This window comes from Lederbergia sp. NSJ-179, assembly GCF_022867885.1.
Lineage (GTDB): Bacteria > Bacillota > Bacilli > Bacillales > Bacillaceae_C > Lederbergia.
Map to the genome: position 1 here is coordinate 84,297 of NZ_JALIFP010000008.1, position 25,898 is coordinate 110,194.

A 25,898-nucleotide genomic window follows, 5' to 3' on the forward strand; every position below is an offset into this window, starting at 1 on the left:
TTTATTTCTCCTCCTCGTCATTCTTTTGATAAAATAGATTATTTGCACATAATCCAGCAATCAACATGCTACGATTATGGTCAGCAATTTTTGCATCTGTCTGATAACCTTGTAACATCGCCATTCCATTGTTAAATGAAGTATGGTTCATCCAAACCGCGTGCTTATACGTATCAAATAAATCAGTTAATTTATTTTTGAGGATATGTGCATTGCGAGATTTGATAATCGGTTCGGCGAGTCCATAGTTTTTATTTTCCTTATCGGCTACCGATTGTGATAATAGGTAAGACCCCATTTGTCCTGCTAAGAAAAAAAATTCGGTATCGCTTTCACAAGCAACCATATCCTTCTTCGTTTTCAGTTTTGTTTTTAAAGTCGTGTAAATATCCTTTATTTCGTCTGCCAATTTTATTCCCTCCACCTCGTTTATTTCTTTTAACAAAGCTAATCGAACTTGATAAGCATCAGCGATCTTATGAAATCGATGGCCTTTTGTTGTTTGAAGCAACTGATTTTCAATCAGATCTAACGAATACTTTTTAATAAAGGGTTCGATTGTTTTTGGTGTATCTTTGACAAGATAATCAAACAAAGCCTGCCTTGTCATCATATAAATAGAAACCATCTCACTCGTAAAAACATTTTCTTTTGGTTTCGGTGCCTCACGGTCTAATAGGTTCCTAGGCATATAGTTATTAAAAAAGAGTTGATTGATAACCGCTCTTAATCCTGATTTCTTTTCTATCGGCTCATAAGCTTTGGTAAAATATTGATCCCCCATTTTTTCTTGCCTTTCGAGTACGTTTTCAACTAGAAGAACCCATGATTCTTTTGCATCAAATGGGACATTGTCATAATCATCGATACTACCATTTTTATCTAGGGCTAAATAATAGGCTCCGTTTGCGATATTTTTCTTTTTTTCTTTTTTTTCTGTTCCTGGACCAAATGGTTGCTCAAATGACAGCTTAATTTCTTTGAATTTTCCTTTTTTTAATAACCATTGACGCAAATTAGTCATCATCAATGCCTCTTCCAAAGAAACCCTTGTTGGAACAACATCTTTACGTGTCTTCATTTCATAAAATGGCTTTTTCGAATTCATACTAATATCATATGCCGGGAGTCCAACTATTTCGTCTTCTAACAATTCATTGTACGTATTGACATTGAATATCCGTGGTAAAACATAGATATCATATTCCTTTTCGTATAAGGAAAGATCGACATCAAAATAAAGCTTCACATAGTTTTTCACGTTGTTTTCTTGAACCAATAAACGTACATATTCCATCACCTGTTCAAACTGTGTACGCCAAAACTGTTGAATCATTTCTAAGTTCTGTTGTCGTTTTTCAGATTGAATATATGAAATCAATTCATTAAATCTCTCTTTGAAAAAAGCTTCTCTACGTTCTGCTTCCAATAATTTATCCTTTTTCTTGCGAGCACGCATTGGGTAGAGATCTAATAACCTTTCATCTACATGCAATATTTTTTCGTTAAAAAATTTAAAATAATGTTCCTGCACAGCGCTTAAATCCTGATCGTTTTCTTTTCCATATAAATATTCTTTTTTTGCAAATAATGTAAAAACATTAACGTTATGGACAGACTTTTTAGGTATATCTAGTGATTTGTTCATATCATCATTAAGAACAGAACTTAGTATGTCCCGTTCTTTGAAAAAATGAAGCAATTGAGCATCTAATTTTGTTTCATCAGTCTTCTTATCAATCAGCATTGTTTCAACCGTTTCTTTAGAAAAATCTTTTCTAAAAGGAAGTTTAATATACAATCCTTCTTTTAAAGAATAGTTATCAAATAAAAAAGTTGGATTTTTCTGTACAGTTTCTGAAATTTGCGGCACGATATCTTTAAGCACAATGGTCACCTCCTTTAAATAAAATGAGCTAGACAGAATCCATTTCCTATAGCATTTTTTTCCGAAATTCCGCTCCCCAAAACCACATGAGCTAGTTTTTGCGAATCGGTATCTGTCTTGATTTTAACTCTTATTTTGTGTCCCAATAAGGTAATCCCTTTGTAGGCGACGGGTACAGGCTTGCGGTTTGTAAACTCAATACCTTCTATAAAACGACAGTGATCCACTTCCTCATTTAGTAAAGCTTTCAATTTCTTCTCTGCATTATCTTCCAAACGTCTAATAAACAAATCTACATCATCTTCTTGCATCCACGGCTGATTGTTTACGGTTACAATCACAGGAGTGACTGTGTATAGACTATCAATTTGTTTATCTTTGTACGTTCTATGTTCTACCGCAATCACATCCATCTGGTTTGAATGGTTCATTTTCATGCACCGCTCTAGCTGTTTCAAAAATGACTTAGAGAGGCTTCTAATGCGAAAAACATAAATATTGGCAGTCTTATAGATTTTTGTTTTGAATTCAATTGGTGATAATGAATCATACACATACCCTTTTAGTCCATTCTTTTTATGTAGGGATTTCAATTCACTATCAAGAAGCATCGTTTGATTTAGGAATTTCCCAATAAATTCCTGCACTCTATCGGACACAACATCTTCTTTTAATAAAACCGTGACAACAGATTCAAAGTAAATCATCCTTTTCCTCCTTTACTGGTATATTTTTCCTAACTCACATACAGTATAAATGACTCCATCCTCATAATCAAGTATTATTTATAATAATTACCTTTATATTGATTCATTAGTTCAAAACCCATTCTAATTAAGAATGAGTTTTTTACATCGTATGTTACGGTTCAAAAAAGAAAAGGCTTTATAATAATTACCTTTATATGTTTAAATACAGCAACTGTTATGGTTTTACTAGTGCGAACTAGAATTTAATTCTACCATCTCAAGATTTACAAATCATCCTCCTAATATACTGTCGTTCCGTTCCGACGATTTTACTATTATCTTTTTTCATCACATTATTCGCTGCTATAAAAGGTGCGACGTGTCAAGCGGGCCCTTACGGATGTCTTCCGGATATTTAATATATTAGACAAACGATAAAAAAATGCTCCCATGTTGGCACTGCCATCTTGAATCTATCCTTATCTAGTCTTCGATTCAGGACTCGATCCGTTTATCCCTTTTATTATATTATAACCCCAAAAAATAAAAAAGCCTGTCCATCACGTCTCATAGCCTTGTTCTAGGAGGGGCAGGGACACTAATCCTCGAATTTTTGATCTGCTCCCAAAGCTCTTTACTCCACCCCTATGGTCCCACCTTTCTCCACAACCGCAACACTCTTTTTTCTCATCATTTTATTCGCTACTATCGTAATCACAAAAGAACAAACAAAAGCGCCGATCATGGAAATGATAAATCCTACTACATTATCCGATGCAAATGGTGCGACAAAAGAAGGTAAATAGGCGGTGCCTCTTACGTTAAAGACGCCAACTAATGCTCCACCAACTCCGGCAGAAAAAAGAGCTCCACCAAAAACGAGTTTATTGGAAAACATAAAGGGATAGGCGGATTCTACGAAAGTACCGAAACCTAGGTTGATCATAAAGCCAGGAGCCGCAATGGCTGCTTTCCCTTTATCACGTGGCGCAATGATGTTCGCGAAATTAATGCCTGCGGCGACTATGACTAAAGAAACCATATCGACAGCACCTAAGAAACTGTTCCCGCTTTTTTCCATTTCAAGTAATACGATTGGAAGAATGGCTGCATGATAGATTCCACCTAGAATCCCCGGCCAAATGAGTAAACCAGCTACTGCACCAGCAAGGATCGGACTGAATGTGATCACCTGTTCAATAATTAGTTTGATATAACCGCCAAGCATTAAGGCCAACGGCCCTATTAAGTAGAATACGAGTAAACCGGCGAGAACTCCTGAAAATCCGCCCGCAACGATGTTAACAGTCGTCATCGGAAAGCGCCATTGGACACATTTAAGAAATAAAAATTGCACGAGTAATCCAGCCCCAATTCCACCAATCATTCCGCCAATAATGCCTCCATCGATCGATAATACCCCAGCAATGATACCAGCTACGATGGATACTTCATCTAAATCGGAGACTTGCTTGGCAGCAATAGCTGCAATCACAACAGGCAGGGCCTGTAATAATAAATCAAAGACTTCGCCCAGACCCGACAATCCAGGAATCTTACTCAATGCGAGAATAAGAGCTAGCGCTATAAAGGCTGGCAAGGAAGCCATCATAATCCCTCTAATATTGATTCTTTTGAATGGGTTTCCTGCTTTTGTCTCTGATGGTCCACCGATCACCGGTTGGTATTTGATGCCCCAAAATTTGCACAAAGAAGAAGTAAAGGATACGGCTCTCGTGCGATTCGAAGTCCCTGTTGTACCAGATGTCGAAATCACATTGGCCCCTTTAGAGGCCGTGATGGCCATCGATGTGCCTCCTGTCCCCACAACCGGAATTCTTTTTTCGACAGCCGCTAAAATGGCTTCCTTATTTGTCCCTTCTGGATCAATACTCATTGCGATCAAGCCATCAATTTTTCCATCCCGAATGTTTTGGGCCATCTCGGAATCGATTGAATTCGCCTCATCATTTACCTCTGTTAAGGTTCCTTCAAATATTCTAGTTGGCTTTGTTTCTTTTAAAATATATAGCCCTGCTTTCGAATGTTCCTTCGCCATATCCATCGAAACTTCCGCTCCAATAAATTGCACGGCCTTTATATTGATTCCAGCAGAATCACATTGAATAAATATTTCCTTTAGAAGCTTCTCTGGATCCTTCCCACCTAAATTATATAAATTTCCCCCACTACTTCCTAAAATCGCTATATTTTTCACAGGTACTCTCCCCTTACATTAGCTCTCTATTACTACGGAAATCCCCAATGGGGTTCACCACACTACCATATTATCGTACTAAAGGATTGAGGCGCACAATACTCCTTCGTTTGATTATTCTAGTATAAACCCGAAAAGAAAAATTTCAAAGACCGAAGTGTTAGATTTGATAGATTTCCGTTGTTTATAGAAGGAAAACGGTGTTGTTCAAAGGGGAGAACATTAACAGGTCAGATGAATAAACTTTCCAATTCATACTAATAGATGGGAAAGGGAATTTTTTTCTATAGAAAAGAGGGAGCATTATCAATAAATAAAAAGGCGATGATTGTTTCAACTTTTAAAAAATATGTCCCTCAGCTAAACTTACATTACTTTTCATAGACGTGTAATACGTATAGTTCATATTATGTTCGTTTATAATCATGATCTTCAAAATTCTGAGCTAACTGCTCTAAACGATCTTACGATTCCAATACCGATGGGTTGCGATCGCTTGCACAAATGCCTTTACAAATCTTTCCGTATTATCTTCTAGGACCACCCCTACACTCTGGCCCATTTCATCTGTTTCCAACCACTTTTTCCCATCATGCGTGGCACCGATCGGTTTGTAATGTGAGTATGCTTCATAAACAAATTGACCAGCTTCCTTATTAAATTTTACACTTTTACTGCTTCCTCTTACGATATAAACAGCATCAAATAAAACGGAGTGAGCTGTTAAGAAAGTGTGGTCAACCTTAAGTATAACTCCATCATATCCTCTCACTTTTCCGAATGTTTCACTAATGATTTCAGGCTGCACACCGTTTGCTTTTAGTCCTTCCAATACAAACTCTATATCCCTGCCATTAAAGCCATCTGTCAAAATGACGGCAACTTTTCGTGTATCTGCACTAAATTTCGTGTTTAACTGACTAAGAGCAGGAGAGGATTTTGTTATAGGGGATCCTCCACCTTTAGGTGGCATTGCTCCGATATATTCAGCAATGGCCAAAGCAAAATCTAAATTTACGTTAGCAAATATGTCAACTACCTGTTGCCTTACCGATTTGCTCTTCACCTTCCCTAATTCAAACCGAAAAGCATCGATAATATGTTCTTTTTCAGGTTTGCTCATACTATTCCAGAAAAGCGTTGCTTGCGAAAAATGGTCTTTGAAACTTTCACTTCTTGCGCGCACTTTGCACCCTTCCACTTTTTCCTGATAATGAACATATCCACCTTCTTCTTCCCCTACAGGCGTGGGTGTATTTCCTGCCAATGTATTTTTATGATAACTTACTTTCCCTACATTGATCGTTTGACGGTGATAGCCATCACGCTGATTATTGTGAAAAGGACACACTGGACGATTAATCGGTATTTCATGAAAATTTGGACCACCAAGACGAATTAGCTGTGTATCTGTATAGGAAAATAAACGTCCTTGTAATAATGGATCGTTTGTAAAATCAATTCCCGGTACAACATGACCTGGATGAAAAGCTACTTGCTCTGTTTCTGCGAATACATTATCCACATTTCGATTTAACGTCATTTTTCCAATGATTTTTACTGGAATATCTTCCTCAGGCCAAAGCTTTGTCGCATCTAAAATATCAAAATCAAATTTGAATTCATCCTCTTCGTCAAGAATCTGAACCCCTAATTCAAACTCAGGAAAATTTCCTTTCTCTATATTCTCCCATAAATCTCGGCGATGAAAGTCAGGATCTTCACCTGAAATTTTTTGAGCCTCATCCCAAACAAGTGAATGTACCCCTAGCTTCGGTTTCCAATGAAATTTAACAAAATAGGCTGTTCCTCTCTCATTTACAAAACGGAAGGTGTTCACCCCAAATCCTTCCATCATGCGGAAGCTTCGTGGTATAGCTCGATCTGACATTAACCACATGGTCATATGTACCGATTCTTGATTGCTCACCACAAAGTCCCAATATGTGTCATGAGCAGATGAGGCCTGTGGAATTTCGTTGTCTGGCTCTGGTTTAATGGCGTGTACAATGTCTGGAAATTTAATTCCATCTTGTATAAAAAATACAGGTATATTATTCGCGACTAGATCATAGACACCTTCTTCCGTATAAAATTTCGTCGCTAAACCCCGTACATCCCGAACCGTCTCAGCAGATCCACGAGAACCTACTACTGTTGAAAATCGAACGAAAACGGGTGTTTTTACTGCTGGGTTCTGTAAAAATTTAGCCTTCGTATACTTTCTCATACTTTCATATACTTGGAACTCACCATGGGCAGCAAACCCACGTGCATGAACAACCCGTTCTGGAATTCGCTCATGATCAAAATGCGTCATTTTTTCACGGAAATGAAAATCTTCCATTAAAGTTGGTCCGCGCTCACCAGCTTTTAAAGAAAACTCATCTTCAGCCATCTTTAATCCTTGATTAGTCGTTAGTTTTTTTCCTTTATCAACAACCCGAAATAGCTCCAATTGCTCATCTTTACTGTTTTCATTTATTTTACGTTCATCACTCAATGTTCTAAACCCTCCTTTCTTCCATAATATGAATGTACGTTTAGGATTATTCAGATCAGGCGATTTGAAGGAGGATACAGGTACTGAATGTAAGGTAGGTGGTTAAAAAATAGAGACTTATGATTTTCTTATTGTCCTAACAAAAATAAATGATTATAATGAAGGGAATTAAAAATAGATAATCCTTCATAAAACACAGCTTCACTTAACTTTAATCTATCTTTACTATTATTTTTATAAGAGGAGTTCTTCCATTATGATAGAGTTTTTTCAGAATTTTGATCCTGTGACACAGGCCTTAATTGCTACTTTATTTACATGGGGAATGACCGCATTGGGAGCTAGTATCGTTTTTGCCACAAAGTCCTTAAACCAAAGACTATTGGATAGTATGTTAGGTTTTGCTGGAGGTGTAATGATTGCAGCCAGTTATTGGTCTTTACTAGCTCCATCCATCGAAATGGCAGATGACCATGCTATAGGAAGCTGGTTTCCAGCAGCATCTGGATTTTTATTAGGTGGGATTTTTTTATGGGGGATTGATAAAATTTTACCTCATCTTCATCCGAATACCCCGATTGGCCAGGCGGAAGGATATTATCCAAATCAAAGAAAAAGAAGTACATTGTTAGTGCTCGCCATCACACTACATAATATCCCCGAAGGGTTAGCCGTCGGGATTGCTTTTGGTGCACTGGCGAATGGAGGAACGGAGGCATCCTTGGCAGGTGCTTTGACATTAGCACTTGGGATTGGTATTCAAAACTTCCCAGAAGGTGCTGCGGTTTCCATGCCTTTGAGAGGGGAAGGAATGTCTCGAAGGGAAAGCTTCTTCTATGGACAATTCTCAGGCATGGTTGAACCGATCGCTGCGATGATCGGAGCGCTAGCTGTCACATTTATCGAACCTATATTACCTTATGCTTTAAGTTTTGCGGCCGGGGCAATGATCTTTGTGGTAGCCGAAGAGGTGATTCCAAGTTCACAAGAAAAAGGGAATAAAGATTTGGCCTCTATGAGTTTAATGGTGGGGTTCGCCTTAATGATGGTTCTTGATGTGGCATTGGGCTAAATAAAATTTTGGTAGACGCCTTTTAAAAGAGAGATGCATAGCAGGTATAAGCCAATGAGGACAAGGAATGGCTATAAGAAAAACACAAACATCTTTACACTAATAGTTGTGCGATCTCTTGAACATAACACCAGCTAAATTAATTTGGCTGTGGGATTGACCTCAATCCTTACGCAAAATAGACTATCCCCTGTGTTAAAGCACCATAACCAAATCATTCACTTGGAATATCCTATTATAGGAACTCTAAGGTAGGTGGTCGTTATAAATAATGAATCTTTAGCAATATTTGGTTCCTGGGTACAAGCTATAGGTACAACACTATCTGCAATCGGAAGCACATCTTCTTTAAAGATTAAGAATTCATTCCGCCGCGATTTAGATTTATACGGGAATGTGCTGCAAGCAACCGGAAATTCACTTGTAGCAGATAGCGCGCGAATTTTCACGTTGGATAAATTAGGAAATGAGGTCCAAGCAATCGGAAACTCAACATCCATAGTAGGGATAGTAATTGACTTCAATGAAGCCTCAAAACGAAAATTAAATATCAAGGGAGATTTACTACAGGCAGTTGGTGGAGGAATATCACTAGCTGATGGTTTCAGTAGTGAACCCTCTCCAGAACAGCTTTATACTATTTATGGAAACTTTCTTCAGATAATTGGCAGCTCATTACAGGCCTTTTCGGGTATAAAAGAGCAAAGTGGATTAAATGGACAAAAAATAAATGAAATCGGCACTTGGATACAAGCAATCGGCGCCATTATTACAGCCATCGGGCAAAGTATAGGGGCAGGTCCTCAGCTGGATAAGGAGTAAAGTAATAAAGGGATTTTAGTTTTCCTTTTCTAATGACTTAGTCATCCGACCAAAAGAATAGATAGTCATGTTAACAGAATATACACCCTTCCAAAGGTATTCGTGATTTGGAGAAGGATAAACCAAATTCCACAAAATATTAGGTGTATCCATTCTCCAGTTGCTTTTCATTCTTATTCACGATCGATAAGAGGTCTTTTTATTGAAAATCATTAAATGGTAATGATTTTAGGAATTGATTGTTGTCGATTACGTTTTTTACCCTTTTCGTCGAGTTTGGCCCTTTGGGTGTGCCACCATTTCGATTCAATAAAATCCATCTGAGACAAGCCAGAGCTTCGAATATTTCCAGCTCTTCCTCTTGAATATCGCTTTCAAGTAGATACGCTGAACGAAAGATATTGGCATATCGATCGGACAAATATATCTTAATGAGCATATATGACCAGGCAAAATCGTATCTTGGATCTCCTAATTGTACGTTTGTCCAATCAATCACAGTATATCGCCCGTTTTGCTCCAAAATATTTTCTAAATGGAAATCACCATGAATCATACATTTTTGTTTCATTTCAGTTGTTGGAACAAGAGATAGTAATGCATGATAGATGTCAGAGTGTTCGATCACTCCTGGAAAAAAATATTCGATAAAATCGTACTTAGGCAACTGGATATCTTTAATATCTTGAACGTGAATGGTATGAAAGATGTTCGCCATATCCTTCATATTCTTTACACTCACTTTCGTAACCGGCCTTCCATTAAACGTTGTGAATAATACCCTGTCGCCAGCGGCATTTGTTCCCCACCCCAATGGTTTAGAGACTGATAATCCTTGCTCAAATAGAAAATTCAACAACCGAAATTGCATCCGAATATCGGGTTTAGAATTCTTATTCCAAATTTTCAATACATAGCTCTTGTTAGCTGAATTGATTTTGATTACCTCAGCTTCAAATCCCTGATCGATTGGATGCATGGTGAAACTGTCCTTCTGATTTAATAAAGCATTCATACCTTCACTTTTTTCTTCCCAATTCACGTTATCGATAGGAGTTCCCAATCCAGATCTTCCCTCCATATGATTTGATTGCTATGTATAAGTCTAGTTTACATAGTGGAAAAATTTTATAAGCAAAATAATCTCATTCACTGAACCCTAAAAACACAATGCCTTTAATAGTTAATATGGCCCTAATCACAGGCTGTAGGAGTCACAATTGCAAGTTGGGATATACATCCTTAAATTCATTAGGTAGAACCATTTCCTCTACAAATTTAACTCATCATCAAAATCTATACCAAAAAAGGATAGGAGTTCATTCCAATTAGTGGCTGATATTGTTGATGTGGAATTTAGGGCTAAGGCGCCACCAATTCTATTTTAATTCTGTCGGGATCTTCAAAGTACACAGCGTAGTGATCGGGTCCTCCTGCAAAAGGATGCTTATCCCTATATAAAATATTCGTGCCTTTTTCTTTTAACTTACTTACAACCTTATCCACTTGAGCACGAGAGGATGCGTGAAAAGCTAGGTGATTTAGACCGACTCTACATCGGTGATATGGTACATCAAGAAACCTTTCTTCAGCTTGTACAAAAACAATGTAAGTCTGACCTAATTTCCAACTCTGTCCCTTCTCCCACTCTTGATAAACTTTATATCCTAAGTCGTCTAAAAACCAAGTCCAAAAATCTACTGTATTTTTTAAATTAGAGACATTAATTTCAATGTGATGGATAACTCCATTTGACAATTGAAGCCCTCCTACAATACAAATTTTAAATTATGAGCGCTTTAGTTGAAGAAGAATTAAACATTTTTGATTTTCAACCACTTATTTTCTAAAATACTCATTTCCCATAAACTCCAGTATTCATTACCATTTCTCTTTGAATCTCTATGTAAACCTTCTTTTATAAACCCTGCTTTTTCGTAACAGACGATTGCAGAAACAGTGAATGACCCCTCCTTAATCATTTGCTGACCTATTCCCTTACCCCTTGCGTTTTTTACCGACTAATACTTTTCCAACTCTTGCAGATTTGTTTTTTCTATCAAATTTCCCCAAAGAGAGATGCCCAATAACTTCCCCAGTTTCTTTATCAATTACTTTATAAACCAAATATACGTAGACTCCTGTGGGATGAAAGGCATCGGTGAGACCCCGGAGTGCGAATGAGGATCAAAGGCTAAGTACGCGCCGTCCTGGCGAAACGCCTTTGTGACCTACATCCTGTAGGACTGAGGAGGCTCACCAGCTGCCCACGGAAAGCGAAGTATATTTCCTGAGCGGATTATATGCATCAACCATAGTTTCTAGTTAGTTCGGATTTTACTTTGATAGAAACACTTTAGTACCAGCCTCTTTCTTAATTATACCGCCTTTTTGTTGAATAGCTTCGTAATACCAAAAGCAATTCCCAAAGCTATTAATGATATTACAAGGGGCGGAATAGAACTTGTACTTCCAAACTCAACGTGAGACGGTAGGGTTGGAGCCTTTTCCCATGGTATGCTAGGTGTGTAAAACATTGTTAATAACATACCGGATAATATTTCCAGTACTATAAAAGCTACACTAAAACTCCCCACGAACAATAAGTATTTTTTCAACGTAATTCCTCCTTAACTATAAGTTACTACGATTTAAGTCTTGAAAGGCTTCAGAATGTTCTATTTACCGCGCTTTAACTCTAGGATGTAAGGCAGTTTCTGACACTGCTTATAAATAGTTTATCATATACCTTATTTTATTAAACCTCTCCACCTAGTGCCGAATGATTGGCTTTATCTAGTTAATGCTAGCTAGACAATCTTTGAAATCCAAAAGTTCACCTCTACGCGTTTTTATTTTCTTGTTCGACGGGATTTCTATCTGCTTTGGATAAATTTAGGCTCCGGACGCTCTATGCTTTCTTAAGAAAAGCGCAAGCGCCCGTTTAGCGACGTACAAACTTTTTAGGGGCCTGACGAGATAAAGGAAACACGATGAACCCGAAGGGTGAATCGATGTTGACTTATCGTAGGAAGGCACCGAAAGTTTGCTAGTCGCTGGGCGCTGGAGCTAGATCCAACATTAGCCAAAATTTATACTTTTCTATCCTGTTAAAAAATCGCGACATTTTTATAAACGTCGCGACTCATTCTAATATTTTCTTTACTGTATCATTCATTTTAGCTTAGACTCATGATACATCACTTCTATTAAATAGTCTCTCTAATTGTAGATGGCGCAAGATGTTCCTAATGAGTGTAGTGACAGCAAATATCATAATTAAGATTAATGTGATAGAGGCTCCTGGGGGCGAACCTAATTTATAAGAACGACGAAGCCACTCAACATGCCAATGAATGCGATGACAATTCCAATCAAAATGACACCATTGAAACTTTTGCTTGATCGCATCGAGATAGCAGCAGGCAAAACGATAATGGCAGAGACAAGTAAAGCGCCGACTATAGGCATAATTACTGCAATGGTTACTCCTGTTAATACATTAAACAAAATCGACATGGTTTTGGTAGGCAGGCCAGCGGTAAAGGCTGCTTCCTCATCAAATGCAAGAATATACATAGTGTTCGGAAAATTAAATAGAGTAAGCCTATAATTGCCGTTAAGCCCAACAACATCCATACTTGTTGATCGTTAATGGTGACAATGGAACCAAATAAAAATTGATTCATGCTTAATGTGGCCCCACCATATTCAAAACTGCAGTTAGATCGATCATATCTCCGGTATGATAGTGATCAGCGACTCCTTCGATTTTTATATCTTCTGGTACCTTATGATCATTGGAATCACCATCACCATCATCATGATTATGTTCTTCACCTTCATCTTCCTTATCTGTGTGTACTTCTGATTCTCCTTTCCCTGTTCCATCCACTTGCTCACCTTTTGTTCCTTGACATGCTGTTAAGTAGATACTTATTAGTAATAAACTTGATAAACCAATAAGTAGTCTCTTCAGTTTTTTCCTCTCCTTTACGAAATACTCCAATTAAATGGGTTTCTGAATTGTGACCAGTCTTCAGCCATTTCTGACTCACTTAATAGACAACGATCCAAGTCGTTGGTTATCTGCTCAATATCCAAGTCCATCCCGATGAAAACAAGCTTTGTATGACGATCGCCAAATTCAGGATCCCATAAATCTCTAACTTCCGGATTATTTCTTAATAGTTCCTTTCGCTGTTCTGTTGGTAGTGAAGCGACCCAATAGGCTAATGGCTCCACATCTACCGAAGGACCAGCTTGTGATAGTAATAATGCTATGTCATTATGCGTCGCACACCACATCACACCTTTTAGCCTGACAATCTCTTTCGGTAAATCTCGATACCAGCTCACTAATCGTTCCGTGTGAAAAGGCAGCCTTGATGTATAGACGAACGAGCCTATGCCATATTCCTCTGTTTCCGGCGTGTGATTTTCTACCCCTGCATTGAGCTCCTTCAACCAGCCTGCCGATTCACTGGCTTTTTCAAAATCAAATAAACGGGTATTCAATATTTCTTTTGGTTCTATCTTGCTATGTTGTGTACGGATGATTTTCGCTTCAGGCTGTAGTTTGCGAATGACTTGCTCTAACTTTTGTAAATCTTCCTCTTTCACTAAATCTGTTTTATTTAAAACAAGTACATTACAGAATTCAATTTGATCTATTAATAAGTCGGCAATATTGCGCGTATCTTCCTCGCCAACCGCTTGTTGTCTCTCCAGCAAACTGTCTCCTGAACCAAAATCATGCCAGAAACGATTCGCATCAACCACTGTAACCATCGTATCCAAGCGACAATATTTTGTTAAATCAATTCCCATCGTTTCATCTATATAAGAGAAAGTTTGTGCGACTGGAACAGGCTCGCTAATCCCTGATGACTCAATCAGAATATAATCGACATCCTCTTTTCTCACGAGCCTCTCGATCTCTACCAATAAATCCTCTCGTAATGTACAGCAAATACAGCCATTTGACATTTCTACTAATTTTTCTTCTGTCCGAGAAAAACCACCTTGCGTTTGAACTAACTCACTATCAATATTGACTTCACTCATGTCATTGACAATGACCGCTACCTTCAATCCATCTCGATTATGTAAGACATGATTCAATAACGTTGTTTTACCAGCACCTAAATAACCGCTTAATACAGTAACAGGGATCTTTTTCAATTTATTATTCCTCCTCTTTCATCATAAAAAATATGATCCAGCAGCATGAAAATAGGATGTGCAATTCATTTGTTGTCATAACGCTGCGACACCAATTCCAGATGAACCAGCTCCTATAATCATGACATCATCTATCTTATTCACAATGGTCATCTCTCAAAACGAAATCATTACGATTTGAATCACAAAAAAATTAAGCAAGACAATATTGAAAGCCGTTTGCTAGTTCCTGATAATCCAAATGCTTCCCTATAAATACTATCTCACTTTCACGTTTTTCATTGTCGGTCCAACGAGCGCCCTCTGTACCTGCAAACAACATATGTACACCTTGAAAAACAACCCTTTTCTCAAGTTGCTTTATATGAAGTACACCTTTATAACGATACAAATTTTCTCCTTTAAAGTGGACTAAATAAGCGAACCATTTATTTACTTTTTCCAAATCAAGTGGATGCTCTTCTCTATAAACAAAAGATGTTACTTGATCATTATGGTGATGGTGGTGTGTGTCAGTTAACAAACTTGGGTCTACTTTTAAAACGTTCGTTACATCAAAGGATTTGTTGCCTATCAAATCTAGGATATTTGCATTTGCATAAGTAGTGTAAAGCCGCTTCGCATGTGGATTCATTTTTATCAGCTGTTGTTCGAGTGCCTTTTTCTCATCGATTGAAATTAAATCCATCTTATTTAATACCAAAACATCGGCAAAAGCAATTTGTTGCCCGGGCTCCTCTTCCTTTAAGTGCTGCCATATATGCCTGGCATCCACCATCGCAATTACGCAATCGATTTCAAATGCCTTCCCCATTTTTTCATCCATTAAAAAGGTTTGAATAACCGGAGCTGGATTTGCCATGCCCGTTGTCTCAATCACAATACGGTCGATTCTTTCTCCTTTTGTGATCAAATTACTTAATATATGGATTAAATCACCTCGTACATTACAGCAAATACAACCACTATTAATTTCAATGATCTCTTCTCTCGTTGATATCACCAGGTGACTATCAATCGCTGTATCACCAAATTCATTAATGATCACTGCAACATTTTGTTCAGGCATGTCCTTTAATAAGTTATTCAGTAATGTTGTTTTACCTGCACCTAAAAACCCAGTTAAAATCGTTACCGGAATTGTTTTTTCTGTTGACATTGTGCTTCCCTCCTCTTGTGTTCATTCACATGAAATCTTTTTGATCATCAGAAAACGCTAAAAGTTTTATACTTCCTTAGCACACAAACAGGGACAACACGTTAAGATGCCCCTCCTACATATTTTAGTTCTTCTAAACGATAATCGTTTAATCAGCCATTACCAGCTGGCTTTTTTCACGCCTGGTATTTGTCCCTTATGAGCATATTCTCTAAAGGCAATCCGTGACATGTTGAATTTTCGCATGTAGCCACGTGGTCTGCCTGTAATCTCGCAGCGATTTTTCAAGCGAGTTGGCGAAGAGTCTCGTGGCAATTTACGAAGTGCTTCATAATCTCCTTTGGCCTTAAGCTCTTTTCTTAAAGCAGCATATTGTTCAACAATTTGCTGGCGTTTTTTCTCTTTTGCAATTTTAGACTTTTTAGCCATTTGATCTACTCCTTTTGAGAATAATAACATCTTCTATATCAATAGATGATTATAAATCGTAATCATTACGATTTATGTAGCATTATAATACATCATTTTATTTAGAATGTAAATAGGAAAGATTATGATTTTTGCGTGGCACCAATTTTTCACCTTAACTTTTTCTATAAAATAAGAGAGTTGGGCGTGACAAACATGAAACTACTAGTCAGATTCCCCTCACTAAAAACATTAACCTTAACGCAAATGCAATTCTAAATTTTTTATCATAAATTAGTATAATCAAGATTTTAATTAATAGAATAACTATAGTAATGATTCCGATTGGATTTTCCATCTTGTATTTCCTTGCTTAACAAATAGTGTATAGATATCTTATTGTCGTTTCTAACAAGAGTAGCGCAAGGCCGCCTATCGACGACAAGCAAATGTTCCGAGACAAGATCAGCAAGCCTAGAGAAGGGCAACATTACTTATCCTTCATCAAGGGCATTAATATAGATTACGATTCAAAATAAAGGGGAGGTATTTTAGAATGAACAGACTTTACTCATATTCACTTGATGTTACAGGAATGTTTGTCATCATGATTGTATTTTTCTTCATTTCAACTAGTCAATTAATTGGAAAAACATTTTCAATGCATATACCCAATTCCTTGCAACAATTGAATACCATTTTTCTCAGTATTTTAATAGAAGCGATTCCCTTTGTGTTGATTGGCGTTCTAATTGCGGGTTTTGTTCAAATTTTTGTTACGGAAGAATTTATTAGGAAATGGATTCCAAAGAACAGATATATGGCGGTGTTAATGAGTTGTGTTATTGGTGGTTTATTTCCTGCTTGTGAGTGCGGTATTGTGCCAATCGTACGCCGTTTAGCTTCAAAGGGGGTGCCAATTCATGCGGCAGTGGGATTCCTTTTGACAGGGCCATTAATTAATCCTATTGTTATTTTTTCAACGTATATGGCATTTGGAAATGATTTAAGGATGGCAATATTACGAATGGGAGTGGGTTTTATTGCAGCACTATTTATCTCACTCGCTATTAGCTATCTTTATAAATCCAACCAATTAAAAGATACAGCATTGAATCACACACCTCCAATAAGTAAGGCGGCCCGTAAAAAGTCTTTTTATCAAAAACTTGGAGAAATGATGAATCATTCGATTGATGAGTTTTTCGATATGGGAAAATACCTATTTATTGGAGCCTTTATCGCAGCTTTTGTTCAGACAAATGTGGCAACATCATCTTTATTCGTGTTTGGTGATGGTGTGATTGGATCTACTATTATGATGATGATCTTAGCTTTCCTCTTATCCCTATGTTCGGAAGCAGACGCTTTTATTGGTGCTTCGTTTAGTCACTTTTTTCCCTCAGCTTCCGTATTAGCCTTTCTAGTATATGGGCCAATGTTGGATTTAAAAAATGCGATTATGTTGTGGGGAGCATTTAGAGCGAGGTTTGTGCTTGTTCTATCAGTAATCATAACCTTAGTAGTATTTTTATGTATTCGTATAATCAGTTTATTAGGGTGGTGAGAAAGGATGCGCATTAATATCAGACAGCTTTTACGGTCAATCATTTTAGCGGGATTTACAGCATTTTTTATTAAATTGCATTATACAGGTGAAATAGCCAATTATGTTAATCCAAAGTATGACATTATAAGCCAAATCGCTTTAGGAATATTTGCCTTTTTATCCGTCATCCAGCTGTTTAGGGTGTGGGAAGTTACTTATAAGAATCATACTTCTTGTTCGGATTGTGGTCATCACCATCATGAATCCAGTTCTCTTATGAAAAGGTTTATCGGATACGCCATTATCATCACACCCTTACTTACCGGATTTATGTTGTCACCAACAACGTTAGACTCCTCTATAGCCGCAAAAAAAGGTACCATACTGCCACGAGCTAGTCAAAGTGAAAATACTAATGTGGGCGCATCCAATAAAATTGATTCAATAGTAGGGAAGAAGCCTTCTTCTAATATAGATAACCCGCAGTTGGAGCACAAGACACCTGTAACGAATAATAATTATTTTTCCGAAAAGGAGTATGATCAGGCTATGGAAGGCCTGTATAAATCAGAAGTTATCCATATGAAAGAGACTATATATGCAGCCTACTATGACGAAATTACCGCAAATCCAAAAGGATTCATAGGAAAGAAAATTATAGCAAAAGGATTTGTATATAAAGAAGATGGTTTAGAATCAAACCAGTTGGTTCTTTCAAGATTTTATATGGTTCACTGTGTCGCGGATGCAAGTATAGTAGGTTTTTTAAGTGAATTTGACGAAGCAAGCACGTTTCAGGAGGACACTTGGCTTGAAATAGAAGGTACTCTAAATGTCACGACATATAATGGATTTGAAATGCCCGTGATAAAGGTAGAAAAGTGGACAATATTGGAAGGACCAAGCGCTCCCTATATATATCCACCATTAATCAAGGTAGCATAAGTAGTATATACGTTTATTTATACAATTACATCACGATTTGCCCAACACTGGAAAGCAGATTATGAAGAATTAAAATAGTTCACTTGCTTCCAATCGCCATACGAGTAGTACAGAACACATCCAAAAGATAAATTGGGAGCCAACTGCCTTCCATGCTGAACTATACGGGTCATTTGAACTAGCTTATATTTTTTGACTGCGATCCGCCTAACCTTTTTTTCAAACTGTTTTTATGTTCTCCTAGTTTTTCTCGTCATTGGTTATTCGTTCAGGATCTGGCTGTGGTTTTTTAATAAAGAATGCGAACACGAAGCCAACAATGGCAAATACTTCTGCAACAACAAATGACATATTCACACCGTGAATCGCGCCATTAAGCCCTTCATCAGGACGGGCAGCCGTAGTCATGACGGTAACAAGTAACGCCGTTCCAACTGCACCTGCAATCTGGCGCATCGTATTGTTCATCGCAGTACCATGCGGAATTAATCGCGGTGGAAGCTGATTCAATCCTGCTGTTGTAACAGGCATCATGACCATCGCAATTCCCGCCATTCGACACGCATTGATAATGGCCAGATAAGCGAACGAAGTCTGGTCATTAAACATCGTAAACATAAAAGTGGTAATGATTAGGATCGCTAGTCCCGTAATGGCTAGATATCTTGCTCCGAATTTATCAAACAATCTTCCCGTTATCGGATTGGCGATTCCCATAATGATTGCCCCAGGGAGAAGCATTAAACCGGAATGAAGTGCATTAAAACCAAGCATATCCTGCATGAAAAGTGGAAGAACAACAGCTGCGCCGATCATGGAAAGAAATGTCACCATCCCAAGTACGGTGGTGAGCGCAAACGTTTTATTTTTAAAAACTCGGAATTCCAACATTGGCTGCTCTAGCTTTAATTGTCTAAGGATAAACCATACTAAGGCAATGGCTCCAATAATCATAGAAATAATAACATGCATACTTGCCCATCCTTCACTGCCCGCAGAGCTAAATCCGTATAATAAACCACCGAAACCAAGAGTGGATAATACAATGGAACTTAGATCAACCTTAGGAAAAGTTTGTTTGGTCACATTTTTTAGTACCATAAAGGCAATCAGAATATCCACTAAAGCAATCGGAAGAACAACATAGAATAAGCTCTCCCATGGGTATTGTTCTACTAACCACCCTGATAATGTTGGACCAATAGCTGGGGCAAAGGCGATCACCATGCCAAACATTCCCATAGCGGTACCGCGCTTTTCTACAGGAAAAATCATAAACAGGATCGTTTGCATTAAAGGCATAATGATTCCCGCACCTGATGCTTGTAAGATTCTACCTGTTAACAAAATGGGGAAATTGGTTGCCAGCGCACACAAGGCTGTCCCTAATGCAAATAAACCCATGGCAGTAAGAAACAGTTTTCGTGTCGTAAATCGTCCAATTAAAAAAGCTGTGATCGGAATCATGATGCCGTTCACCAACATGAACGCAGACTGCAGCCATTGAACCGTACTATACTCAATCTGCAAATCCTTCATAATATGCGGCAGAGCTGTCGCGAGTAATGTCTGATTTAGGATGGCAACGAATGCACCGGAAATGAGTACAATCATAATGGGTGCTTTTTTCACCTGTGTCGGCGATTGGTAGGAAGTTTGACCAGTTGTCATAATTTTCCCTCTTTCTTTAAAAATAATCCAAGAGTTACACCATAATATTTCGTGTCTCTAAAAAGATCTGTATTCTGTTATTTTAACAGAGATCTCTTCTCCTGACATCTCTTCATTTGGTTATTGTCCATTGTTTTGGTGTGTTTTGTTGGACTAAGCATTAAAATCGCTGGAATCGGAAAAGTATTATTTTTGAATCGAGGTCTGAATCAGAAATAATTATTTTTGTTAGATAAACCCAACTTCAGCTTCGCAATCGATTTCACATGCATTTATATTTCCGAATAGCAGTAGCATTAAAAAAATCGGCATTGAACCGATTTTTAGAATATCAAATGAAGCCAATATAGAATAATCATGAAGATGTCAAAAAACAGGGTATTTACATCTTGTAGGATCTACAAAAAATGAAATTTTATGCACAAAATATACACTGCCTTTTTAACAACTTGAATTTAGGTACAAGAAGACCTGAATATCGAAAAGGCTTATTTTCAATAAATAGATTGTTAGTTTTAAAATATTCGTTCCTTTCGGGTAACTTTCCTTTAATACATCAATTGCATTGATGCTTGCAACAATGGTTGGTTAGAGCTGATTCACAAGGTTGCGTTTTTAATATCCTAGAGCTCCATGACCCCAGCCGCAAGGACAATTACCTCAAGGCAATAGGCTTATTTGCAGAGAAACATTGGGATAAATTTGGCAGGATTCAGCCTATCCGACTAAAAAAAAAGGTGTAGACGATCGTGAACATTTCTATCGGCTGGCCATGGAAAAAACAACGGTTAGAATGAGGCTCGCGGTATTACATCGGACGAGGGACTTGATAAAATATTCGATAGAGATGCTGTGCGAGAAGACTAAATTCTATATCTATCCTGTCTCCTCAACCCCAGGCAAAAATCTAACCTGTCAACTCAACCCTATCACTTTCAGGGTAGTTGATATGTTACCTTGAACAATAAAAAAATAAGGGTTTCCCAACATTGGCACCTCCGGCACATTAGCCGTGAGAAAACCTCAATGTCGGGAAACCCTTTATTTATGAGCTTTCTCGCCCTCCTAATTATCCACTCGTGACATCAATGCTACACACTCGACATGCGCCGTCATCGGAAACATATCGACAGGCTGGACTTCTAAAGTCTTATAGCCTCCATCCTCTAGTAGGCGTAAATCACGGGCAAGGGTGGCTGGGTTGCAGGAAACGTACACCACTTTTTTCGGTTTCATTTGTATGATTGTGTCCAAAAGAGCTTGGTCACAGCCTTTCCGGGGTGGGTCTACGACAAGTACATCCGCTTCGATCCCTTGCTTGTACCAGTTTGGGATAATCACTTCTGCTTCCCCCACTGCAAATTCCACGTTTTCCAATCCATTTAGTTCAGCATTTCTCTCAGCATCATCAATCGCTTCGGGAACAATTTCGACTCCGTATACTTTTTTCGCCTTTTGCGCGAGAAAGAGCGAGATTGTGCCAATTCCACAGTATGCGTCAATCACGGTTTCCGCACCGTTCAGATCTGCGTATTCCAGTGCCTTCTCATATAAAACCTTTGTTTGCTCTGGATTGACTTGATAGAACGAGCGCGCAGAAATCGCGAATTGAATGTCGCCAATATAATCAGTAATCGTTTCACTACCCCAAAGCACCTTTGTCTCGTTTCCAAAAATCACGTTCGTCCGTTTAGAATTGACGTTCTGTACAATCGATTTGAGATTAGGTATGACCTCTACCAATTCTGCGACAATCTTTTTCCTATTTGGCAGTTCCGATGTCCTTGTAATGAACACGATCATCGTTTCACCGGTTACTTTTCCGTAGCGTGCCATCACATGTCGCAGCAACCCTTTATGCGTTTTTTCATCATACGGTTTGATCCCGTATTTTCCACAAATCTCTTTCACCTTTTTTAATACATGGTCATTTTCCTCCACCTGAATCAGACATTCTTTCATATCGATAATGTCATGCGTTCGTTGTCGGTAAAAACCACCGATTAATCCGCCTTCCCTTTCCCCTATAGGAACTTGCGATTTATTTCGATATCGCCATGGTTGGGCCATTCCCAAAACAGGATGTATGGTGACATCTTCTATTTTTCCAATCCGTTGTACACAATCACGAACTTGTTTTTCCTTGGCCATTAATTGTCCTTCATAGCTTAAATGCTGGAGTTGACAGCCTCCACATTCCTCATAAATCGGGCATTCAGGAATGACCCGATATCGACTTTTTTCATAGATTTCCATGATTTTCCCAAACCCATAGCCTTTATTTAGTTTGGTTACCTTCACTCTCGCTTTTTCACCTGGTAGTCCATTGGCAATAAAAAGCGGATAACCTTCCACTTTGGCTACACCATTTCCATCATGCGTTAAATCCTCAAAAGTGACATCGATGATTTGATTTTTTTGAACTGGTCGTTGTGCTTTCCCCATTGTTGTCGTCCTTTTCACTTAAAATGGAAACATTTTTCCTTCCTTATCAATATGCTCTTTCAGTTTTGGGTTGTTTATTTCGGAGTAATTTACAATATCAAAAAAATAAGGAAGTGGGTATTCTTCGTTTAATAATTCATTTAATTGAAAGACTGTTTTATTTGTTACCTTCTGTCCATATATCGCAAGATCGACATCTGAACCCTTTTTATAATTGCCCAAGGCCCTACTCCCAAACACAATGGCTTTTTCAATTTCCTCAAAGGTGTTCAATGCTTTTGTTATATAATAAAAGTCTTGATCTATTAAGCCAAACATCAATCTACTTCCTTCGACAGTTTTTCATACATTCGGTTCAAAGTTTTCAAATCTTTGCCGCCAACGAATATCTTTCAGTGGTTCCATATATTCTTCCCTACTCTCACCATATTATGGTAGATAATATTCTTGGAGATTCACTTTAACTTCCACTTTACTCCCTACTTTAATGCATCCTTCAGCTTTTCAAGTTCCGCCTCACTTAATGTAACACCTTTCCCCATTTTCTCATGGTTGGGTGCCCAATCACGTATATCATATTTCGGCTCACGACCATTCCAGCTAATTAGATTCAGTTCTTTTGTCCATCCTTTGGGTGATTCTGAGAGGACAGCAATTTGTTTTGTGATTTCAAATTGAATATCTGCCACTTCCATTCTCCTTTCCTACAAAACGTATGTGCATAATGTTTTTATACTCATCTTATCATAAATTCCTTTACATCCATAACAACTGCGGAGAGAAAATTCTTATATTCTCGCCAATCGCACTGGCAGGACCTTTTCCCACTTTAAAAATTGGCCTTACTCTATATTATTTCCATCAAAAAAAAAAAAAAAAACGGCCCTCCACCGCAATGAATCAGTGGGGGCCGCTCTTTTACTATTATAGATTCGATTCTTTTGCTGTTAGGATGGTCATGAATTCTTCGCCGGAGATCGTTTCTTTTTCTAAAAGGTATTTCGTTAGTTCGTGCAATTTCTGTTTATTATCCTCTAAGATTTGAATAGCCTTCTTGTGGCAGGATTTAATGATTTTTAAGACTTCATCATCAATTTTTGCGGCTGTTTCTGCCGATACCAAGAGCGAGGTGTCTCCGCCTAAATACGGATTATTCACGGTTTCGAGTGCCATCATGTCAAATTCTTCACTCATTCCAAATCTCGTGACCATGGATCTTGCAATTTTCGTTGCTTGTTCAATATCATTGGATGCCCCTGAAGTGACCCGGTTAAAGATAATCTCCTCAGCCGCACGTCCCCCCATAAAGGTCGTGATTTTATCCAAGGCTTCTTCTTTACTCATGAGCACTTTTTCGCCTTCTTCTATTTGCATCGTATAGCCTAATGCACCTGATGTTCTCGGGATGATGGTGATTTTATGCACAGGTGCGGAATGGCTTTGTTTTGCCGCAACTAAAGCATGTCCAATTTCGTGATAGGAGATCGTTAGTTTGTCCTTCATTGTAATTAAAGAATTTTTGCGCTGATAGCCAGCTAGTACAACCTCTACCGACTCTTCCAAATCAGCTTGGTTTACTTCATTTCGACCCATTTTTACCGCGCGAAGTGCTCCTTCATTGATCATATTGGCCAAATCGGCTCCGGAGGCTCCTGATGTTGCTCTAGCGATCGCATTAAAGTCAATATCATCCGCAAATTTTACCTTTTTTGCATGAACCTTTAATATTTCTTCCCGACCTAAAAGATCCGGCAGTTCTACCGGTACACGTCTATCAAATCTTCCTGGTCTAAGGAGAGCTTTATCAAGGGTATCAGGCCTGTTGGTTGCGGCTAAAATGACAACCCCTTTATCTGCATCAAATCCATCCATTTCCGTTAAAAGCTGATTAAGGGTTTGTTCTCTTTCATCATTGCCACTAGGACCGCCTGAATTTCGGTTTTTCCCGATTGTATCGATCTCATCTATAAAAACAATACATGGAGCTTTTGCTTGGGCTTGTTTAAATAGATCTCTGACTCTCGCAGCCCCCATTCCGACAAACATTTCCACGAATTCAGAACCTGATATGGAAAAGAAGGGAACCTTTGATTCACCTGCAACCGCTTTTGCGAGCAATGTCTTCCCTGTCCCTGGTGGGCCAACTAACAGAGCACCTTTCGGAATATTAGCGCCAATTTCTTGATATTTTTTTGGATTGTGAAGAAAATCAACAATTTCTTGTAAAGCTTCCTTCGCTTCTTCCTGCCCCGCCACATCGGCAAAGGTTTTACCTGTTTGCGCTTCTACATACACTTTCGCATTACTTTTTCCAAAAGTCATTGCATTTGCGCCACCACCAAGCTTGCCCTGTAATTTCCGTGCGAAAAATTGGCCGAGCGCAATAAAAATCACTAAAGGCAGGATCCAAGCTAATAGAAACTTAAAAAGTGGTGAGGTTTCTTTTGGAATCACCCTTGTAAATTTTACCTTAGCATCATAAAGTCGATTGACAAGGTCTGGATCATCCATTCGTCCTGTGACAAATACATCTTCTCTTCCACTGCCATCGACAACGGTATAACCGATTTGATTATCTTGTATTTCAACGGAACTTATATTTCCTTGTTCAATTTGTGTTAGAAAGGTGCCATAATCAACCTGTGTGACTTTTTCCTTTATGATAAAGGGAAAGACAAAAGCGTTTAGGATCATGACAACCATCATGGCGATTAAAGCATAATAGATGAGTGGCTTCTTCGGATTCTTTTGTATGTTCATGTATGTTTTCTCCTTTATTCGAATGACGACTTCTCATTTTCTCCAAACTTTTGTAGTAGTTTGTTTAATTTTTGTAACCCAATCATAATATCATTCAAGGTCTGTGCTGATTCTTCTGAGAGTTTTTCAATGATGACTTGATCGATATAGGATACGATTTCGCTTCCCTTTTCAGTAAGGATAACCAACACAACTCTTTCATCCTCTGGATTCCTTACCCGTTCTAAAAATTCCCTTTTCTCTAACTTTTTACACATGGTCGATATATTTGTACCTGCCATTTTTATCCGATTTGCGAGACTTCCAATTGTATGAGAACCATTCTGGTGGATTTCTAAAAGTATTCTTACTTGTAGCATCGTCAAACCAAATCGTTCAATAATCGGATTAAAGGCAATATTGGTATTTTCGTTTATTTCTCTCGTATAACACAAAAGAAATGTCTTAAACTCATCGGCATCCATAAAGACCCTCCATCAATTATAGACCATAATATATATGTTTAATATATAATATAGTTTATATTATTCATACGAAGTTTTCAATAAAAAAGAAAGAAGCAATTTTTGTCAATTAAGAGGGGGG

At 38.1% G+C, this 25,898-nt stretch carries 21 protein-coding genes and 2 pseudogenes; 4 read left to right on the forward strand and 19 right to left on the reverse strand.

The genetic code is table 11. The features are described 5' to 3' along the window. Position 1: 1 nt before the first annotated feature. The 4 genes from MUB24_RS08500 to MUB24_RS08515 all read right to left on the reverse strand — a co-directional run bounded on the left by MUB24_RS08500 (position 2) and on the right by MUB24_RS08515 (position 7,298). On the reverse strand, positions 2-1,888 hold the full coding sequence (locus tag MUB24_RS08500) for a hypothetical protein (RefSeq protein ID WP_244703100.1): 1,887 nt from the start codon (positions 1,886-1,888) through the stop codon (positions 2-4). Between the two features lie 14 nt (positions 1,889-1,902). Further along, a complete protein-coding gene (gene cas6, locus MUB24_RS08505) occupies positions 1,903-2,595 on the reverse strand; it encodes a CRISPR-associated endoribonuclease Cas6 (RefSeq protein WP_244703102.1) in 693 nt (230 codons plus the stop codon). 616 nt (positions 2,596-3,211) lie between these two features. Further along, complete coding sequence (locus MUB24_RS08510) at positions 3,212-4,795, reverse strand: PTS sugar transporter subunit IIABC family protein (protein ID WP_244703104.1); 1,584 nt, start codon at positions 4,793-4,795, stop codon at positions 3,212-3,214. Positions 4,796-5,249: 454 nt separating this feature from the next. Next, on the reverse strand, positions 5,250-7,298 hold the full coding sequence (locus MUB24_RS08515) for a catalase (RefSeq protein WP_244703105.1): 2,049 nt from the start codon (positions 7,296-7,298) through the stop codon (positions 5,250-5,252). 256 nt (positions 7,299-7,554) lie between these two features. Here MUB24_RS08515 and MUB24_RS08520 point away from each other — a divergent pair, with 256 nt between their 5' ends. After that, entirely contained in the window at positions 7,555-8,370 is an 816-nt protein-coding gene (locus MUB24_RS08520; protein ID WP_244703107.1) for a ZIP family metal transporter, read from the forward strand. Between the two features lie 255 nt (positions 8,371-8,625). After that, the gene (locus MUB24_RS08525) at positions 8,626-9,192 is read left to right on the forward strand and encodes a DUF6944 family repetitive protein (protein WP_244703109.1); all 567 of its coding nucleotides are present in this window, start codon (positions 8,626-8,628) and stop codon (positions 9,190-9,192) included. 199 nt (positions 9,193-9,391) lie between these two features. Here MUB24_RS08525 and MUB24_RS08530 read toward each other — a convergent pair whose 3' ends face one another. The 9 genes and pseudogenes from MUB24_RS08530 to rpsN form a co-directional block, all read right to left on the reverse strand. Then, entirely contained in the window at positions 9,392-10,255 is an 864-nt protein-coding gene (locus MUB24_RS08530) for an aminoglycoside phosphotransferase family protein (RefSeq protein ID WP_244703111.1), read from the reverse strand. A 299-nt stretch (positions 10,256-10,554) separates the two neighbouring features. Beyond that, positions 10,555-10,950, reverse strand: a complete 396-nt coding sequence (locus MUB24_RS08535; RefSeq protein WP_244703113.1) for a VOC family protein — start codon at positions 10,948-10,950, stop codon at positions 10,555-10,557. Between the two features lie 56 nt (positions 10,951-11,006). Further along, a pseudogene (locus MUB24_RS08540) lies at positions 11,007-11,319 on the reverse strand (GNAT family N-acetyltransferase); the annotation flags it as partial. A gap of 251 nt (positions 11,320-11,570) precedes the next feature. Then, positions 11,571-11,810, reverse strand: coding sequence for a hypothetical protein (locus MUB24_RS08545; RefSeq protein WP_244703115.1), 240 nt, complete (start codon positions 11,808-11,810; stop codon positions 11,571-11,573). Between the two features lie 697 nt (positions 11,811-12,507). Then, a pseudogene (locus MUB24_RS08550) lies at positions 12,508-12,881 on the reverse strand (metal ABC transporter permease). A 2-nt stretch (positions 12,882-12,883) separates the two neighbouring features. Next, entirely contained in the window at positions 12,884-13,201 is a 318-nt protein-coding gene (locus MUB24_RS08560) for a hypothetical protein (RefSeq protein ID WP_244703117.1), read from the reverse strand. After that, positions 13,186-14,376: a GTP-binding protein gene (locus tag MUB24_RS08565; RefSeq protein ID WP_244703119.1), complete on the reverse strand. Its 1,191-nt coding sequence runs from the start codon at positions 14,374-14,376 to the stop codon at positions 13,186-13,188. The genes MUB24_RS08560 and MUB24_RS08565 overlap by 16 nt, the downstream gene beginning before the upstream one ends. Positions 14,377-14,569: 193 nt before the next feature. Further along, a complete protein-coding gene (locus MUB24_RS08570) occupies positions 14,570-15,535 on the reverse strand; it encodes a CobW family GTP-binding protein (protein WP_244703121.1) in 966 nt (321 codons plus the stop codon). 159 nt (positions 15,536-15,694) lie between these two features. After that, complete coding sequence (rpsN, locus tag MUB24_RS08575) at positions 15,695-15,964, reverse strand: 30S ribosomal protein S14 (RefSeq protein ID WP_244703123.1); 270 nt, start codon at positions 15,962-15,964, stop codon at positions 15,695-15,697. A 535-nt stretch (positions 15,965-16,499) separates the two neighbouring features. On the opposite strand from rpsN, the gene MUB24_RS08580 reads away from it, so the two are divergent. Together MUB24_RS08580 and MUB24_RS08585 are read left to right on the forward strand one after the other, a co-directional pair. Then, complete coding sequence (locus tag MUB24_RS08580; RefSeq protein ID WP_244703125.1) at positions 16,500-17,510, forward strand: permease; 1,011 nt, start codon at positions 16,500-16,502, stop codon at positions 17,508-17,510. A gap of 6 nt (positions 17,511-17,516) precedes the next feature. Next, positions 17,517-18,437 carry a TIGR03943 family putative permease subunit gene (locus tag MUB24_RS08585; RefSeq protein ID WP_244703127.1) on the forward strand — a complete coding sequence of 307 codons (921 nt, stop codon included), beginning with the start codon at positions 17,517-17,519 and terminating at the stop codon, positions 18,435-18,437. A gap of 240 nt (positions 18,438-18,677) precedes the next feature. Here the strand turns inward: MUB24_RS08585 and MUB24_RS08590 are convergent, their stop codons facing one another. The 6 genes from MUB24_RS08590 to MUB24_RS08615 form a co-directional block, all read right to left on the reverse strand. Continuing rightward, positions 18,678-20,108 (reverse strand): DHA2 family efflux MFS transporter permease subunit, encoded by a 1,431-nt coding sequence (locus MUB24_RS08590; protein WP_244703129.1) that lies wholly within the window; start codon positions 20,106-20,108, stop codon positions 18,678-18,680. Positions 20,109-21,173: 1,065 nt separating this feature from the next. After that, entirely contained in the window at positions 21,174-22,553 is a 1,380-nt protein-coding gene (rlmD, locus tag MUB24_RS08595) for a 23S rRNA (uracil(1939)-C(5))-methyltransferase RlmD (protein WP_244703131.1), read from the reverse strand. A gap of 18 nt (positions 22,554-22,571) precedes the next feature. Continuing rightward, positions 22,572-22,871 (reverse strand): nucleotidyltransferase family protein, encoded by a 300-nt coding sequence (locus tag MUB24_RS08600; RefSeq protein WP_244703133.1) that lies wholly within the window; start codon positions 22,869-22,871, stop codon positions 22,572-22,574. A gap of 161 nt (positions 22,872-23,032) precedes the next feature. Beyond that, complete coding sequence (locus MUB24_RS08605; RefSeq protein WP_244703135.1) at positions 23,033-23,242, reverse strand: YdbC family protein; 210 nt, start codon at positions 23,240-23,242, stop codon at positions 23,033-23,035. 235 nt (positions 23,243-23,477) lie between these two features. Next, on the reverse strand, positions 23,478-25,313 hold the full coding sequence (gene ftsH / locus MUB24_RS08610; protein ID WP_244703136.1) for an ATP-dependent zinc metalloprotease FtsH: 1,836 nt from the start codon (positions 25,311-25,313) through the stop codon (positions 23,478-23,480). Positions 25,314-25,327: 14 nt separating this feature from the next. Beyond that, positions 25,328-25,777 carry a MarR family winged helix-turn-helix transcriptional regulator gene (locus tag MUB24_RS08615; protein ID WP_244703137.1) on the reverse strand — a complete coding sequence of 150 codons (450 nt, stop codon included), beginning with the start codon at positions 25,775-25,777 and terminating at the stop codon, positions 25,328-25,330. Between the last annotated feature and the right edge of the window lie 121 nt (positions 25,778-25,898).